Here is a 15,591-nt window from a genome sequence, read left to right as displayed (position 1 = left end):
GTTCAGGCTCCGATCTTGGTGAGGGTGCGGCGGGCGGCAACGGCGACGGCCTCGTCGAGCATCTGACCGTCGAGTTGGGCGGCGCCTGCGCCGCGCGCTTCGGCTTCCTCTAGGGCAGCGAGAACCTTGCGAGCCGCTTCGACCTGCTGATCGGTGGGCGTGAATGCTGCGGCAGCGGAGTCGATCTGGGCGGGGTGGATGACCCACTTGCCGTCGAAGCCGAGGTCGGACACCCACTGCGCGGAGTGCCGGAATGCGTCGTCGTCGGCGATGCCGAGGAACGGGCCGTCGATGGCCTGCACGCCTGCGGAGCGCGCAGCGTGCAGGACGCGGTCCTGCACGTAGACCCAATGCTCGGGCAGTGCGGTACGTGCGCGTCCCAGCGCGGCGCCGAGGTCGGCGTAGCCGATGATGACGCCCGCGAGCCGGGGGCCCGTGACGATCTCGTCGATGTTCTGGACACCGGCGGGGGTCTCGATGAGGGCCTGAATGCCGACTGCAGAGCTGCCGGCACCGGAGTGTGCGCCGAGGATGCGGTCGGCCTCGGCGAGATCGTCGGCGCTCTCGACCTTCGGGAACACGATCGACGCGAGTGCGGTGCCGAGTTCGGCGCACGCGCGCAGGTCGTCCTCGAACCACTCGGTGCCGCGTCCGTTGATGCGCACGGACACAGTACGGTTGCCGCCGTGCTCACGGACCAGGGGGCCGATGAGATCGCGTGCGGCAGGCTTCCGGTCGGGGGTGACCGCGTCTTCGAGATCGAGGACGACCTCGTCAGCGGCGGAGGCGAGTGCTTTGCCTGCCTTGCGTTCATCGGAGCCGGGGGCGACGAGCACCGCTCGCCGGCGAAGGTGTTGCTCGGAAGTCAGTTGCTCGGAAGACACAGGGGAACCTCGTGGAGTTCGACGGTGGGGAACGTCGTTAAATGTACGGCCATTGTGTCGTGACGCGCTACTTCTATAGGAACGGGTAGCGGGACAGATCAGTGATATCACTGGCTCGATGTCCGGATAAGGCGTCTTCCGCGATTGACAAGGCCTGATGCCCATCCGCAAAATGGCCGTACAAAGTTTTTCGGGTCCGCGCGGCCCGCATCGAGCCGAAGGATCCTTTCGTGAGCTACAACCTGAACGACGAAGAGACGTTCCTGGTCAAGACCGTCCGCGACTTCATCGATCGCGAGGTCAAGCCGTCCGTGCAGGAGGTCGAGCACGCGAACGAGTACCCCGAGAAGTGGATCGAGCAGATGAAGCAGATCGGCATCTACGGGCTCGCGGTACCCGAGGAGTACGGCGGATCGCCGGTGTCGATGCCGTGCTACGTGCAGGTCACCGAGGAACTCGCCCGCGGCTGGATGTCGCTGTCGGGCGCGATGGGCGGGCACACCGTCGTCGCGAAGCTGCTCACCCTGTTCGGTACCGAGGAGCAGAAGGCCAAGTACCTGCCCAAGCTCGCGACCGGTGAAATCCGGGCGACGATGGCGTTGACGGAGCCGGGTGGCGGTTCGGATCTGCAGGCGATGACCACCACCGCCAAGCGTGACGGTGACGACCTGGTGATCAACGGCGCCAAGACGTGGATCACCAATGCCCGCCGGTCGGGGTTGATTGCGTTGCTGTGCAAGACCGACCCCACCGCCACGCCGCGTCACAAGGGTATCTCCGTGGTGCTCGTCGAACACGGTCCGGGACTGACGGTCTCGCGGGATCTTCCCAAGCTCGGCTACAAGGGTGTCGAGTCGTGCGAGTTGAGCTTCGATGGCTACCGGATCTCGGCGGATGCGATCCTCGGCGGCGAGCCGGGCAAGGGTTTCGGGCACATGATGAAGGGGCTCGAGACGGGCAGGCTGCAGGTCGCCTCACGTGCTCTCGGTGTGGCGACAGCGGCGCTGGAGGATTCGCTGGCGTACGCGCAGCAGCGCGAGAGCTTCGGGCAGCCGATCTGGAAGCACCAGTCCATCGGCAACTACCTGGCGGATATGGCGACGAAGTTGATGGCGGCGCGGCAGCTGACCCGGCATGCGGCGGAGAAGTACGACAGCGGTGAGCGCTGCGATATGGAAGCGGGCATGGCGAAGCTGTACTGCTCGGAGGTGGCGATGGAGATCGCGCTCAATGCGGTGCGGATCCACGGTGGGTACGGGTATTCGACGGAGTACGACGTCGAGCGTTATTTCCGTGATGCACCGTTGATGATCGTCGGTGAGGGCACCAACGAGATCCAGCGCAATGTGATCGCGAGCCAGCTCGTGGCCCGCGGCGGACTCTGATCCTCACCACCACCGGACCCGAGCACTGCACCCCCAGCCCACTAGGATCTTCTCCGTCATGGACAGCAGAACACGTGAGACGGAACCGGCGTACGCGCAGCTCGCACGTCAGTTGCGGGATGCCGTCGAAGCCGGACGGTACAACGACGGTGTGCGTCTGCCGACGGAGGCGGAACTGGCGGAACAGCACGGGGTGAGTCGTCAGACGGTGCGTCGGGCCTTCCAAGATCTGGTGGCCGACGGGATCGTCTACCGCGTGCCCGGTCGGGGTACGTTCGCGAACGAGTCGGGCAGGCGTTACCGTCGCCAGCTCGGCTCGATCGAGGATCTGCTGGCGTTGTCGGCGGATACGGTCATGGAGATCGTCTCGCCGCTACGGCGTGGTGTCGACATCGACGCGGCGAGTCGGCTGCGTCTGGACACCGATCTGCTGTACACGGTGGTGTTGCGTCGGGTGCACGACGGTATCCCGTTCGTGCACACCACGATTCATCTTCCGGATGAAGTCGCGGCGGATGTATTGGATGAGCCTGCGCTGCAGCTCGGTGCGTCCAGCCGCAACACCGTCATCGGATTGCTCGAGCCGTATCTCGACAGTCCGATCGTCGAGGCTGCGCAGTCGATCACCGTTGCGCCTGCATCCGAGCAGGTCGCGGAAGTTCTGCTGTGCGCTGTCGGGCACCCGTTGTTGCGGGTGGACCGGTTGTACTCGAACGAGGCGGGGGTTCCTACCGAGTTGTCGGTGAGTTACTTTCTGCCCGAGCACTACACCTATCGCGTCACCCTCCGGCGTTCCGGACACTGACGTCACATACCAACCACAGGAGTCGAATATGCGGGTTTTCAACGGAATCGACGACGTCGAAAAGGCAGTCGGCGAGACCATCGGTCAGAGCGACTGGCTCGAAATCACCCAGGAACGGGTGAACCTGTTCGCCGAGGCGACCGGCGACCACCAGTGGATCCACGTCGATCCAGAGCGTGCTGCGAGCGGCCCGTTCGGAACGACGATCGCCCACGGTTACCTCACCCTGTCGCTGCTTCCGGTGCTCGGATCGCAGATCTTCTCCCTCGAGGGAGTGAAGCTGAAGGTCAACTACGGCGCCAACAAGGTGCGTTTCCCCACGCCGGTCCCGGTGGGATCGAAGGTTCGTGCCTCGGCCGAGTTCAAGTCGTTCGAGCGCACCGCGAAGGGCGCGAACCTTGTGGTGGGCTACACCATCGAGATCGAGGGCGGCAGCAAGCCGGCGCTCGTTGCAGAGACGATCGTCGTTCTCGTTCCCTGACCGTTCAGGGAAGTTCGATACTGGAAGTATCGATACGGAGGATGCGGTCGTCGTCGCCTGCGGGTTCCCCGCGGCCGTCGCGATTCGAGGTGGTCAACCACAATGAGCCGTCCGGTGCGGTGACGACGGTCCGCAGCCTTCCGTATTCGCCTGTGAAGAACTCAGTGGTATCGAGCGCTTCGATGCCGATGCGCCACAGTCGCTCTCCTCGTAGCGACGCCATCCACAGGTTGCCGTCGTCGTAGGCGATGCCGGACGGAGACGCCTGCGAGACCGGCCATGTCAGGACCGGGTCGATGTACTCGCCATCACTGGCGCTCCCGGTGCCGCCGGCGCTCCCGGTGCCGCCGGCACTTCCGGTGCCTGCACTCCCGGTAGCACGAGTGCCCTCGACTTCTGGCCAGCCGTAGTTGCCGCCTGCCACGATCTCGTTGAGTTCGTCCACATGGTTCTGTCCGAATTCGGACGCCCACAGCCTGCCCTCGTCATCGAACGCGAGACCCTGCACGTTCCGGTGGCCCAGCGAATACACCAGAGAGACCGGGTCGGGATTACCCGGCGCAGGCTCGCCGTCCATTGTCACGCGCAGGATTTTTCCGCCGAGCGACGCAGGATCCTGTGCGAGAGGCGGAGTGCCGGCCTCGCCGGTCGCCGCGTACAACATCCCATCGGGCCCGAATTTCAGTCGGCCGCCGTCGTGGACCCGCGCGGCGGGGATGCCTTCGACGAGCACCTCGTGGTCCGACAATCCCGTGCCGTCGTACCTGGCGCGCACGATGCGGTTGTCGGAGGACGTCGTGACATACAGGAACACGAAACGGTCGGTGTCGAATGTGGGCGACACTGCGACGCCGAGAAGTCCGGATTCGCCTCGCGCGACCACATCGTCGATCGTGGCGACCTCCCGGACCTGCCGATCCGTACCGATTGCAAGAAGGCGTCCTGAGTCGCGTTCGGTGACGAGCGCCGTCTCGTCGGGGAGAAATGCGATGCCCCACGGTGTGTCGAGACCTGTGGCTACGGTATCGGTGACCTGAGGTGCGGGTGCTCGAGGTGTGGGGGATGAGGGTGTCGCAGGCGCTTGCCCTGGCGACGAGCACGCAACGAGCGGAACGGCAAGGACAACTGCGGCGACACGGACCAACCATACGGACGTCACGTAGTGCATCCTCGCGCAGCGACCCGCCATCGGTCCACCACCTCGTCGGCGTGGCGCCCATCGATCACAATCAGTTCGTCCGCGAGATTGACCGTATTGCACACATGATTGGGAATCACCCGAACCCGCTGTCCGAGATCGGGCCGGGTGGCAGCGTCAGGCCAGTGCACCGTGGCGTGATGCTCCGACAGTGCGGTGATCCGCGCATCGGGCTCGCCGAGAATACGACCGTATCCGGTCGCCCATGATGCCCTGTCGGCACCGAGTGTCTTGCTGCCGGAGTCGAGCACGACCACCTCTCCGCGAGTCGACACCACCGTCGCGAGCGCGGTAAGTGCGATATCGGCCTCGGTGATCGCGCCGATCTCGAGCTGTTGCGCGTCACCGAACACGTACACGCCGGGGCGTAGTTCGGTTGACACGGTCGGTGTCTCGATCAATGCGGTAGGTGACGAACCGCCGCTGATCACCACCGGATCGATCCCCGCGCCACGTAGTGCCGTTGCAGCGACGGTGAGTGCGTCTGCCTCCTCGACAGCGGCGACGCGGGGTAGGCCCGGGCCATACGAGTGGCCGGGAAACGTGAAGACGCCGAGCACGTTCAGCCCTGCGGCGCGTGCCTGACCCGCGACCACACCGGCCTGTTCGGGCGCGACACCGGTCCGGTGGTGCCCGCTGTCGATCTCGACCAGCACGCCGATTGCGGTGTCGCAGTGTTCGGCGAGTGCCTGAGCGCCTGCTGCAGAGTCGATACCGACGGTGAGTCGTACTGTCTCGGACAGGGTCAGCAATCGCGCGCCGCGCGCGGCGTCGACCCAGAGCGGATAGGCGATGAAGATGTCGTCGAACCCGGCCTGCGCGAACACTTCGGCCTCGGAGACCGTCGCGACGCTCAGTCCGCGCGCGCCGGCAGCAAGCTGGAGATGCGCGATCTCGACGCACTTGTGGGTTTTGGCGTGCGGGCGCACCTCGAGACCGCGCTCGCGCGCCGATGCTGCCATGCGTGCGATGTTGCCGTCGAGGACGGCGCGGTCGACGAGGAGGGCGGGAGTGGCATCGACAGAGGGGAAATCGATCATTCCCAGACCGTAGACGGCATGGGAGTTACGCGCGATCGAACCAGGTGAGCTGCATGCCGCTGGCGAATTCCCGACGCTCGGTCACGCGGAACTGTGTCGGCCTGAAGTTCCCGGACAGCGCCGAGATGCCGCCACCGGCGATCACGGGATAACTCTTGAACATCAGTCGGTCGATCTCGTCGGCGAGCTGACCTGCGAGGTTTCCACCTCCGCAGAGCCAGATGTCGAGACCGTCCTGATTCTTGAGTGTGCGGACCAGGTCGACCGGATCGGTGTCGACGACCTCCACCTGTGAGTTGCCGACCGGCTCGAGTGTGCGCGAGAAGACGTACTGCTTCATGTGGGCGTACGGACTGGTCATGCCGCCGGCCTGGTAAGTGCTGCGGCCCATTAGCACGGTGTCCCACGCTCTATTGGGGGTGTCGGCCGGCATGTCGATCTGGGCGCGCAACTCGGTCGGGATCGATTCGGGGTAGCGCTCACGGATCCACGACATGTCGTCGCTGATCGGATAGAAGTCGAATTCTCCTTCGGGGCCTGCGATGTAGCCATCGAGCGAGACCGCCGCGTAGTAGACAAGCTTTCGCATAGTTACGGGCCCTTTCGTAGTACTATGGATGAAGTGCTTTGAACGTAGTACTACGGATGGAGTGGTGTCAAGTGGTTCGTACGAATCCTGAGCGGCGGCAGGCCCTCCTGGATGCATCGATCGAGGTGCTGGCCCGAGAAGGGGCACGAGGATTGACATTTCGGGCGGTGGACAAGGAGGCTGCGGTGCCTGCGGGTACCGCGTCCAACTATTTCTCCAATCGAGACGACTTACTCGTGCAAGTGGGGCACCGCTACTACGAGCGACTCGTCCCCAGTGACGAGAGAATGGAGCAGTCGCGCCAGGCGCAGACGCGCGAGTCCATGACCGAATTGATGACCGAGGTGGTCGAGCGGGTTTCCGGCTTCCGCACGGGCTATCTCGCGATCCTCGAACTCCGTCTCGAGGCGACCCGGCGACCCGAACTTCAGGCCTTGCTCACCGATCGAGTGCGTGCCGATCTGGATTTCAATATCAGCAACTATCGAGAATCGGGATTGCCCGGCGGTGAGGACGCTGTGGTCCTGCTGTACCTCACGTTGAACTGGCTCATCCTCGACCGACTCACGCTCCCGGGAATCTTCGACGAGAAGCGCGCGGCAGACCTGGTGCGAACAGCCGTCGACCGCGCGATACCGGCTGATTCCTGATATGAAACAGTCTGCTTTGTAGCGCTATTCGCGGGGCTTCCGGGGTTTCCGGCTTCGCCACGGCCGGCGTTCGGTTCTCAGGATATGCACCGGTCGAGTCGTGAGCATCGACATCACGATCATCTCGTGGGGATGATGCCGGTGGTTGCGCCGCGGTGTGCGGGCAGGGTCGAGTAGATGCGGTGCCGTCCACAGCGGTCTGCCACCGTGTGGGTCGACCCGGGCACTCCATCCGGTTTCGGTGCCGGTGATGCGGGCGTGGTCGGCGTCGCACACCAGGGCGAGATTGTCGATGTCGGTGGCGCCGCCGTGCTGCCATTCGGTGAGGTGGTGCACGGCGCAGTGCGACGCGGGCATGTCGCAGCCGGGCCGGGTGCAGCCGCGTTGCCATGCGGTGAGCAAGAGGCGCTGCTCCGCGCTGGCGAGGCGTTTGGCGCGGCCGAGGTGCAGGGGCGCACCGGCGTGATCGAATAGGGCAAGCACGGGATGGACGTTCTCGGCCATGGCGAGAGCGTCGGGGACGGGGATGACACCGCCGGTTGCGGTGGTGGCCACACCGAGGCCGGTTTCGAGTTGATCGATGCTCATGGTGACGATGACGGTGACGGGTAGTCCGCGGTGGTGCCCGAGTGTGCCGGTGGCGAGGGCGTGGGTGCAGATCGCGTCGAGGGCGTCGTGGAGGCGCTGGTCGGCGGTGCGTAGGTCGCGGCGGGCGGCCTGCTCGAGGGCGGTGGGGTCGAGGTCGGGGCGCTCGATGCTGCCGTGGGGAGAGTCGGGATCGTCAGGGTTGTTCATGCCCGGGCGGGCCCATTTCGCGGCGATGGCGTCGAGTTTCGCGCGGGTGCTGGGGTGTAGGTCGCCGCGCAGGGCGGACATGAGTCCGGCGTCCTGGGGTGACAGGCGTAGGGAGCGGCGGACGCAACGGTCGCGGTCGTCGGGGAGTGCGCCGTCAGGATCGAGACGAGAGAGTAAATCGATTCCGGCGGTGGTGATGTCGTCCGGGGTGGAGGTACGGGCGAGGGTGCCGAGGATCTGGTCGATTTGCTCGAGGGCGGTGTTGCGGTACCGGCCGGGGACTCTGTCGATGACCTTGCGGATGGCGTCGGCGTGGTCGGTGCCTGCGGCGCCGTCGGTGATCGCGTGTGCAGTGACGGGCAGGACCGGATCGAGGGCGGTGCCAGTGGTGGTGGTGCGTGGTGCCAGGAGGCGGGCGTTCTTGATCCGGCGGTGGGCGTCGGCGCGGGAGACGCGAAGGAGTTCGACGAGATATTTCTGTGGTGTGGAGAGTTTCACGGTGTTGTGGATGCCACGGTCCTGTATTTCGCCGATGAGTCGGTTACCGAGGCCGTCGAGCTTGCGGCGTGCTGTTTCCGCCGTCTGAAGGAGGCGTGCGATGTCGGCGTCGGGCAGGGTGGTGAGGTCCAGGGTGGTGAGGGCATCGAGTGCCGCGACGGTGTCGCTGGCCTGCTCGAATCCATCCCCATTCGAACTCATGTTCCCACCTTATCGTCATCGAATGAACGTTCGAATAACGATTGGATAACGGAATGAACTTGGAGAGTGGGTGTCCTCTATTCGGGTCTACGCTCTCGGCATGACCGGTGGTGTGGATCACAATCATGAGGATGGCGGCGGCGCATACGACGTCGTCGTACGCGGCGGACTCTGGTTCGACGGAACCGGCTCTCCCGGTGTCGTGCGAAATCTCGGCATTCGCGACGGTGTTGTCGCGACAGCAACCACCGACGAGCTACCCACCGGCCCCAGCGTCGATGTCATCGACGCGCATGGCAAGTGGGTGATGCCGGGCTTCGTCGACACTCACACCCATTACGACGCGGAAGTGCTTGTGGGGCCGGGATTGCCGGAGTCCGTGCGACACGGTGTCACCACGGTGCTCATGGGTAATTGTTCGCTGTCCACCGTCTACGTCAACGCGCTCGACGGGTCGGATCTGTTCAGTCGAGTCGAGGCGCTGCCCCGCGATCATGTGCTGCGCGCACTGGAATCCACGAAAACGTGGACTTCGCCGCGTGAATATGTCGAGGCCCTCGATCGCATGCCGTTGGGGCCCAATGTGACTGCATTCATCGGGCACTCGGATGTGCGGGCGTCGGTGATGGGGCTCGGGCGATCCACCGAGCCTGCCGGCAGGCCGACCCGCTCCGAGCTCGCCGCGATCGACGCCAAGGTGAACGAGGCGCTCGATGCCGGCTTCCTCGGCGTCTCCACCATGACCAACCCGTGGGACAAGATGGACGGCGACCGCTACCGTTCCCGCACGCTGCCGTCGACTCACGCATCGTGGTCGGAATTCCGCAGGTTGCACCGCATTCTGCGTCGACGTGGACGCGTACTCCAAGCGGTCCCGAACCTCAACACCAAATACGACGTTGCCTTCTTCGCCCTCGCGAGTACCGGACTCGGACGGCGCTCGATGAAGGCGTCGGTGCTGGCCGCCGCCGATACCAAGGCCGAGCGGTGGGTCAACCGGATCTTCGGCCCGATCGCCTATGCCGCCAACCGGATCGGCAAAGGCACGTTCCGCTGGCAGCACCTGCCCACCACATTCGAAGTGCATTCCGACGGCATCGATCTCGTGGTGTTCGAGGAGTTCGGCTCGGGTCGTGCTGCGCTGCATCTCAAAGAAGAACTCGGCCGTAACGATCTGTTGAAGGACGAAGCGTACCGGCGGTGGTTCCGCCAGGACTTCGAGAAGAAGTTCTCACCACGCGTGTGGCACCGCGATTTCGACGACACCCGGATCACCGAATGCCCCGACGAATCGCTTGTGGGCCGTTCCATCGGCGACGTCGCCCGTAGCAGGAAACTTCACCCCGTCGACACCTTCCTCGACCTGGTCGTCGAACACGGACGGAAGTTTCGGTGGCACACCGTGATCGCCAACGACAGGGAAAAGGTCGCGAACAGGTTGATCCGGACCCCGGGTGTCACCGTCGGATTCTCGGACGCGGGTGCGCACCTACGCAACATGGCCTTCTACAACTTCGGGATCTGCCTGCTGCGCCGCATCCACGACAACGAGAAGCGCGGTACCCCCGTGATGCCTCTCGAGGAAGCGGTCCACAAGCTCACAGGCGAACTCGGCGATTTCTACGGAATCGATGCGGGACACCTGAGAGTGGGCGACCGCGCCGACTTCGTGGTGATCGACCCGAACGGACTCAACGGCGAGGTGGACGCGTATCACGAAGCGACGATGAACGAATTCGGTGGCATGAGCAGGATGGTCAACCGCAACGACGACGCTGTCACCGCGACCGCCGTGGCAGGGACGGTAGTGTTCCGGGAGGGTAGCTTCGTCTCCGGCTACGGGACCAGCGTCGGGACCGGGCGGTTCCTGCGCGCGGGTGTCGAGGAACGAGGCCCGGCACCGGCGCGAGCAACACCGGTGGCCCACCCGTCGTGACGACCCCGGCCCGCGCTCGCCGCACCCAGCAGCAGCGGCGGGAGGAGACCATCGGCCGGATTCTCGACGCAACCATCACCTCCCTCGCCGAACTGGGCTATGCCTCCACCACGATCGGCGAGATCTGTTCGCGGTCCGGGGTGTCGTCGGGCGGGGTGTTCCGGCATTTCCCCACGCGACTGGATGTGATGGTCGCGGCTGCCGACGAGGTCAGAAGCCGGCAACTCGTGAGCTTCCGGGCGGGGCTCGAGTTGCTCGGAGACGCAGGCGCCGACCCGGTGGGCATCGAGGCCGTGCGTGCATGTCTGATCTTGCTCCGTAAGGCGACGAGGGCGCCCATCAACGCGGCGTGGTACGAACTGCTCGGTGCCGCTCGAACCGACGTGCGACTGCGTGAACACCTCGCGCCCATGGCTGCGCGCTACCACGCCGCGATCGCCGAGTTCGCTCGCTCGCTGCCCATCGCAGAGCGTTTCGAGCCCGCCGAGTTCGACATGATTCTGTTCTCGCTCGTCCATCTGTTCGACGGTGAAGCACTCGTCGCAACCGTGCATCCTCAGCCCGAGCAGGAAGATCCACGGGTCGAATTCCTGGCCCAATTGTTGGTGGGCGTCACACTTCGCATAGGTTCGAGTAATGAGCGATGAGAACGGTTCTGCTCCGCAGTGGTTCCTCGACGCGCTTGCTGCGCCCGTCGAGACCGGCAAGTACACGGTGTCGGGTGCGACGATCTCCTACCGTGCGTGGGGTGAAGCCGGCACGCCCGGCGTCGTCCTCGTCCACGGCGGTATGGCGCATTCGCGCTGGTGGGACCACATCGGTCCGCAGCTGGCGGCCGGTCGCCGCGTGGTCGCGCTCGACATGAGCGGACACGGCGACAGCGACCACCGTGAGCAGTACAGCCTCGAGTACTGGGCGGAGGAGGTCCTCGGTGCGGCCGAGCACGGCGGCATTTCCGGCCCGCCCGTCCTGGTCGGTCACAGCATGGGCGGAATCGTCTCGTTCGTGACGTCCGCATTGCACGGTGATCGGCTCGCCGGTGTCGTCATTCTCGACTCTCCTATCCGCGACATGACGCCGGAGGAGCTCGAGATGCGTGCCAAGACGGTCGCGAACAGCGGTCCTCCGAAGGTGTACCCGTCCGTCGATGCCGCAGTAGCGCGATTCCGGCTCGTACCGCCCCAGGACCAGGCGGAACCGTACGTGTTCGACCACATCGCCCGTACGTCGCTCAAAGAGGTCGACGGTGGCTGGTCGTGGAAGTTCGACAACCTACGCATGGGCAGGGAGGCTCGCCGCAGCCTCGAGGTGCTGCATCAGGGCTGCCCTCTCACGTATTACCGATGCGAACACGGCATCATCCGGGAGCCGCTCCTGTCGCAGATCCGTGAGCAGCTCGGGCCCGACGCGACGATGGTCGAGCTGCCTGCCGCCGGCCACCATCCGATGTTCGATCAGCCGCTGGCCCTGGTCACTGCGGTCCGCACGGTACTCGCCGGGTGGGGTCGCTGACCCTGTGTATCGGCTCTCTCTGACTCTGTGAATCCGCTTCGCCGGGTTGCCGTCCACCTGGGTGCTCGGCCGTGGTTGCCGCGCTGCGCCCGCGTCATCGTCGGTGTGGACCGTGCGATCCAGAAACTGACGCGCGGCCGATTCACGCTTCTGACGGTGACGGGACTGCCGGAATTGATGCTCACGGTCGCCGGGCGGAAGACCGGCCTGCCGCGCACGACCCCGCTGCTGTGCGTGCCGTACGGCGGCGGCTGGCTGGTCGCGGGATCCAACTGGGGCAATCCCGCACCGCCCGCGTGGGTGCACAACCTGAGTGCGGCGGACGAGGCGTCCGTGCGTTTCCGAGGAACCGATAGTGCGGTATCGGTGCGGATCGCGGAAGGCGCCGAACGGGATGCGATGTGGCGTGTGCTGGTGGCGACGTGGCCGAACTACGATCTGTATGCCGAACGGATCGAACGCGAGATTCCGGTGTTCGTCCTGACGCCGAAGTGAGAAACACCCCGACGAACACGGCCCCGACGAATCTGTCGGGGCCGCGGTCGTACTCGGATCAGAGACCGATCGACTTGGCGATGATCGTTTTCATCACCTCACTGGTGCCGCCGTAGATGCGCGACACACGTGTGTCCGCGTAGAGGCGGGCGATCGGGTATTCGGTGATGTAACCGTAGCCGCCGTGCAGCTGCAGGCACTTGTCGATGACGCGGCCTGCGGCCTCGGTGCAGAACAGCTTGGCCTTCGCGGCGTCGGCGATGGTGAGCTCACCGGCATCATGCAGTTCGAGGGCGCGGTCGACCCAGATCTGCATGGCTTCGACCTCGGTGGCGCATTCGGCGAGAACGAATTTGGTGTTCTGAAACGCGGAGACGGGCTTGCCGAAGACGGTGCGCTCCTTGACGTAGTCGATCGCGAACTGCAGCGCTGCAGCAGCGGTCGTGTACCCGCCCAGCGCGATCATCAGCCGTTCCTGCGGCAGGTTGTGGGACAGATAGCCGAACGCCTGCCCCTCCTCTCCGAGCACATTCTCGACAGGGACCTTGACGTCGGTGAAGGACAGCTCGGCGGTATCGGAGGCCTTCATGCCTATCTTGTTCAGCTTGCGGCCCACCGCGAAGCCCTCGGAGGTGGTGTCGACGCAGAGGATGGACAGGCCGCGGCGACGGTCTTCCTCGGTTGCGGGAGAGGTGCGCGCGATCACCAGAATCAGGTCGGCGAGGGCGCCGCCACTGATGAACGTCTTGGCGCCGTTGAGGATCCAGTGTGAGCGGTCCTCGGAGAGCTTTGCGGTGGTGGCCATGCCGGCGAGGTCGGACCCAGTGCCGGGTTCGGTCATCGCGATCGCGGTCATGATCTTGCCGGACGCGAAACCGGGGAGCCAGCGTCGCTTCTGCTCCTCGGTGGCGTACGCCATCAGGTACGGAAGGATGAGATTGACGTGGACCGAGGCGTTACCGAAAGACACACCGGCTCTCGAAGCCTCCTCCATGGCGATCGCAGCCCACTTGAGGCTGGTCTCGCCGCCGCCACCGTACTGCTCCGGCACCTGGACGCCGAGGACTCCGAGTTCACCGAGTTTGTTGTAGAACTCGCGCGGCGGATGGCCGTTCTCCTCCCACTGGTGGTGATGGGGCGCGACCTCCTTCTCGATGAAGTCGCGGATGGTCTTTCGGTAGGCCTCGTGGTCTTCGTTGTAGATCGTGCGCTGCACGAGCTTTCCTTTCTGGTCTGCGGGTGGTCCCGGATCAGGATCTGACCGAATGATGCTGTTGTCGGAGTTCGGCTTTCAGGATCTTTCCGGCGGCGGATGTCGGCAGTGCGTCCAGGAAGTGGATCTCGCGCACCTTCTGGTACGGCGCCACGTGCGCAGCTACGTAGTCGATCAGCTCGGTGGCCGTCCGGTCGCTGGGGGCGGCACCGCTTACGAGAACTACGTATCCGACGGGTATCTCGCCGGTGTCGCCGGCGGCTACGCCGATCACTGAAGCCTGAGCGACGAGAGGGTGCTTGGCAAGGATTTCCTCGAGTTGCCCGGGATAGACGTTGTATCCCTTGTAGATCAGCATGTCTTTCGCTCGTCCGACGATGAAGAGGTAGCCATTCTCATCGAACTGTGCGAGGTCGCCGGTGAGCAGCCAGCCGTCGCGGAACTGTTCGTCGGCCAGTTCTGGATGGTCGAGGTAGCCGGCTGTGATCTGAGGCCCTCGCGCCCAGAGTTCGCCGACCTCCCCCTGGGGGACTACGCGGTTCGGGTCGGCTGTGTCGCGGAGTTCGACCTCGGTGTCGAAAACCGGCACACCCACGGACCCGACCGGAACGGTGTCGCTGTCGTCGAAGAGTCCGGAACTCAGGCCCATCGTGGCCTCGGTGAGTCCGTATGCCTCCACGACGACGGCGTGGGGAAAGATCCGCTTCAGTGCGGTCAGGGTGGTGGTGTCGATGGGGGCGGCGCCGGACGTCACCGAGCGCACGTGACTCATGTCGCGATCAGCGACACCTGGTGTGGTGAGCAACAGATGGAAGAACGCGGGGGAGCCGGACACCTGGGTGACCAGGTGCTCCTCGACGAGATCGAGGTACTCGATCGCGTCGAAGCGGCCCATCATCACGACGGTGCCACCGGTCAGCACCGTGATGTTCTGGCTGACCAATCCCATAGCGTGGAACAGAGGCGCCACGCTGAGCGCGCACCCGGTGCCGGGTGCCGACATGTATCGGGTGAGAGCGCCTGGAACTTCCTTCAGGAAGACTCCGCCGTGTCCGTCGACGTCCGGTACCGATCCTGTTCGTAGGGAGGACATCTGGCAGACATTGGCGACAAGGTTGCGATGCAGCACCTGCACGGCTTTGGACCGTCCGGTGGTGCCGCCGGTGAACGACAGATGTGCGATGGCATCGGGTGAGACGGCGGGCCCCTCGACCGGCTCTGCGGAGAGCAGGTCCTCGAGCGGGACGATGTCCTCGGCGGGGGCGGTGTCGGATGCGGGAGCAGTGGACCTCCCGGGCACCGCGACGACGAATCGCACGGTCGCCGCGTCGGCGGCGCGTAGCAGTGGTGTAGTGAGGGGGTGTGCGATCACCGCCACGGCGCCGACCTCCTCGAGTTGGTCGCGGACAACGCTCGGCGGGAGTGTCGGGTTGAGCGGCGCGACGACGGCGCCGGCGAGCAGCGTGCCGTAGTAGGTGACGGTGAACCAGAGGGAATTCGGCTGGCAGAAGGCTACGACATCGCCCGGTTCGACTCCTCGCTCGCGCAGACCCTGTGCTGTCCGAAGCGCCTGTTCCCGAAGTTCGGCGTAGGTGAGGGACAGGTCGCCGTCGCGGATGGCGATGTTGTTCGGGTAGCGCCGGGCGGTGCCGGCGAGGAGGGCTCCGGCGTCAGTGACGGGGTAGGTGAGGCTGTCGGGCAAGCCGAGGGGGCGTCGGGTCATCATGCGCGTCCTTGCTGTGAGGGGCGAGTTTCGCGGGGTGAGCTCAGGGCCTATCGGAGTCGTTGTGACCCTCGTTGATCGAGGAGGTGATACGCGCCTGCTGTTGCGGCTGAGATTAACGTACGGACGTTAAGTTGGAAAGAGTCAAATCGGAGTAAAAGCTCGATTCTTGACAACTTCTACGGC

Annotated in this window: 15 protein-coding genes; 8 read left to right on the top strand and 7 right to left on the bottom strand. The window is 64.9% G+C overall.

Annotated features, from left to right (window positions below; translation table 11 throughout):
- Positions 1-2: 2 nt before the first annotated feature.
- A complete protein-coding gene (locus ACTDXD_RS06305; RefSeq protein ID WP_440127557.1) occupies positions 3-836 on the bottom strand; it encodes an HpcH/HpaI aldolase/citrate lyase family protein in 834 nt (277 codons plus the stop codon).
- Positions 837-1,114: 278 nt separating this feature from the next.
- Between ACTDXD_RS06305 and ACTDXD_RS06300 the strand changes: the two genes are divergently transcribed.
- From ACTDXD_RS06300 to ACTDXD_RS06290, 3 genes are read left to right on the top strand one after another with little or no spacing between them, the layout of a single operon-like run.
- Positions 1,115-2,269: an acyl-CoA dehydrogenase family protein gene (locus tag ACTDXD_RS06300; RefSeq protein WP_440126303.1), complete on the top strand. Its 1,155-nt coding sequence runs from the start codon at positions 1,115-1,117 to the stop codon at positions 2,267-2,269.
- Between the two features lie 58 nt (positions 2,270-2,327).
- Complete coding sequence (locus ACTDXD_RS06295; RefSeq protein ID WP_440126302.1) at positions 2,328-3,074, top strand: GntR family transcriptional regulator; 747 nt, start codon at positions 2,328-2,330, stop codon at positions 3,072-3,074.
- Between the two features lie 28 nt (positions 3,075-3,102).
- Positions 3,103-3,555, top strand: coding sequence for a MaoC family dehydratase (locus ACTDXD_RS06290; protein ID WP_440126301.1), 453 nt, complete (start codon positions 3,103-3,105; stop codon positions 3,553-3,555).
- Positions 3,556-3,559: 4 nt separating this feature from the next.
- Here the strand turns inward: ACTDXD_RS06290 and ACTDXD_RS06285 are convergent, their stop codons facing one another.
- Genes ACTDXD_RS06285 through ACTDXD_RS06275 form a run of 3 tightly spaced genes read right to left on the bottom strand, consistent with a single transcriptional unit; the run spans position 3,560 to position 6,382 of the window.
- Positions 3,560-4,723: a PQQ-dependent sugar dehydrogenase gene (locus ACTDXD_RS06285; RefSeq protein ID WP_440127556.1), complete on the bottom strand. Its 1,164-nt coding sequence runs from the start codon at positions 4,721-4,723 to the stop codon at positions 3,560-3,562.
- Positions 4,711-5,793: an alanine racemase gene (locus tag ACTDXD_RS06280; protein WP_440126300.1), complete on the bottom strand. Its 1,083-nt coding sequence runs from the start codon at positions 5,791-5,793 to the stop codon at positions 4,711-4,713. The genes ACTDXD_RS06285 and ACTDXD_RS06280 overlap by 13 nt, the downstream gene beginning before the upstream one ends.
- A gap of 25 nt (positions 5,794-5,818) precedes the next feature.
- Positions 5,819-6,382: a dihydrofolate reductase family protein gene (locus ACTDXD_RS06275; RefSeq protein ID WP_440126299.1), complete on the bottom strand. Its 564-nt coding sequence runs from the start codon at positions 6,380-6,382 to the stop codon at positions 5,819-5,821.
- A 71-nt stretch (positions 6,383-6,453) separates the two neighbouring features.
- Between ACTDXD_RS06275 and ACTDXD_RS06270 the strand changes: the two genes are divergently transcribed.
- Entirely contained in the window at positions 6,454-7,032 is a 579-nt protein-coding gene (locus tag ACTDXD_RS06270) for a TetR/AcrR family transcriptional regulator (protein ID WP_440126298.1), read from the top strand.
- Positions 7,033-7,056: 24 nt separating this feature from the next.
- On the opposite strand, the gene ACTDXD_RS06265 is transcribed toward ACTDXD_RS06270, so the two are convergent.
- Positions 7,057-8,526, bottom strand: coding sequence for a DUF222 domain-containing protein (locus ACTDXD_RS06265; RefSeq protein ID WP_440126297.1), 1,470 nt, complete (start codon positions 8,524-8,526; stop codon positions 7,057-7,059).
- A 100-nt stretch (positions 8,527-8,626) separates the two neighbouring features.
- On the opposite strand from ACTDXD_RS06265, the gene ACTDXD_RS06260 reads away from it, so the two are divergent.
- Genes ACTDXD_RS06260 through ACTDXD_RS06245 form a run of 4 tightly spaced genes read left to right on the top strand, consistent with a single transcriptional unit; the run spans position 8,627 to position 12,469 of the window.
- Positions 8,627-10,462, top strand: coding sequence for an N-acyl-D-amino-acid deacylase family protein (locus tag ACTDXD_RS06260; RefSeq protein WP_440126296.1), 1,836 nt, complete (start codon positions 8,627-8,629; stop codon positions 10,460-10,462).
- The gene (locus ACTDXD_RS06255; RefSeq protein ID WP_440126295.1) at positions 10,459-11,109 is read left to right on the top strand and encodes a TetR/AcrR family transcriptional regulator; all 651 of its coding nucleotides are present in this window, start codon (positions 10,459-10,461) and stop codon (positions 11,107-11,109) included. Before ACTDXD_RS06260 ends, ACTDXD_RS06255 begins: the two co-directional genes overlap by 4 nt.
- Positions 11,099-11,974, top strand: a complete 876-nt coding sequence (locus ACTDXD_RS06250) for an alpha/beta fold hydrolase (RefSeq protein ID WP_440126294.1) — start codon at positions 11,099-11,101, stop codon at positions 11,972-11,974. The genes ACTDXD_RS06255 and ACTDXD_RS06250 overlap by 11 nt, the downstream gene beginning before the upstream one ends.
- Positions 11,975-12,001: 27 nt before the next feature.
- Positions 12,002-12,469, top strand: coding sequence for a nitroreductase family deazaflavin-dependent oxidoreductase (locus ACTDXD_RS06245; protein WP_440126293.1), 468 nt, complete (start codon positions 12,002-12,004; stop codon positions 12,467-12,469).
- Positions 12,470-12,527: 58 nt separating this feature from the next.
- On the opposite strand, the gene ACTDXD_RS06240 is transcribed toward ACTDXD_RS06245, so the two are convergent.
- On the bottom strand, positions 12,528-13,685 hold the full coding sequence (locus ACTDXD_RS06240; protein WP_440126292.1) for an acyl-CoA dehydrogenase family protein: 1,158 nt from the start codon (positions 13,683-13,685) through the stop codon (positions 12,528-12,530).
- A gap of 34 nt (positions 13,686-13,719) precedes the next feature.
- Positions 13,720-15,408: a class I adenylate-forming enzyme family protein gene (locus ACTDXD_RS06235; RefSeq protein ID WP_440126291.1), complete on the bottom strand. Its 1,689-nt coding sequence runs from the start codon at positions 15,406-15,408 to the stop codon at positions 13,720-13,722.
- Positions 15,409-15,591: the final 183 nt, after the last annotated feature.

Source organism: Rhodococcus sp. SJ-3 (assembly GCF_051918125.1).
Lineage (GTDB): Bacteria > Actinomycetota > Actinomycetes > Mycobacteriales > Mycobacteriaceae > Rhodococcus.
This window is presented reverse-complemented; position numbering and strand designations above follow the sequence as displayed.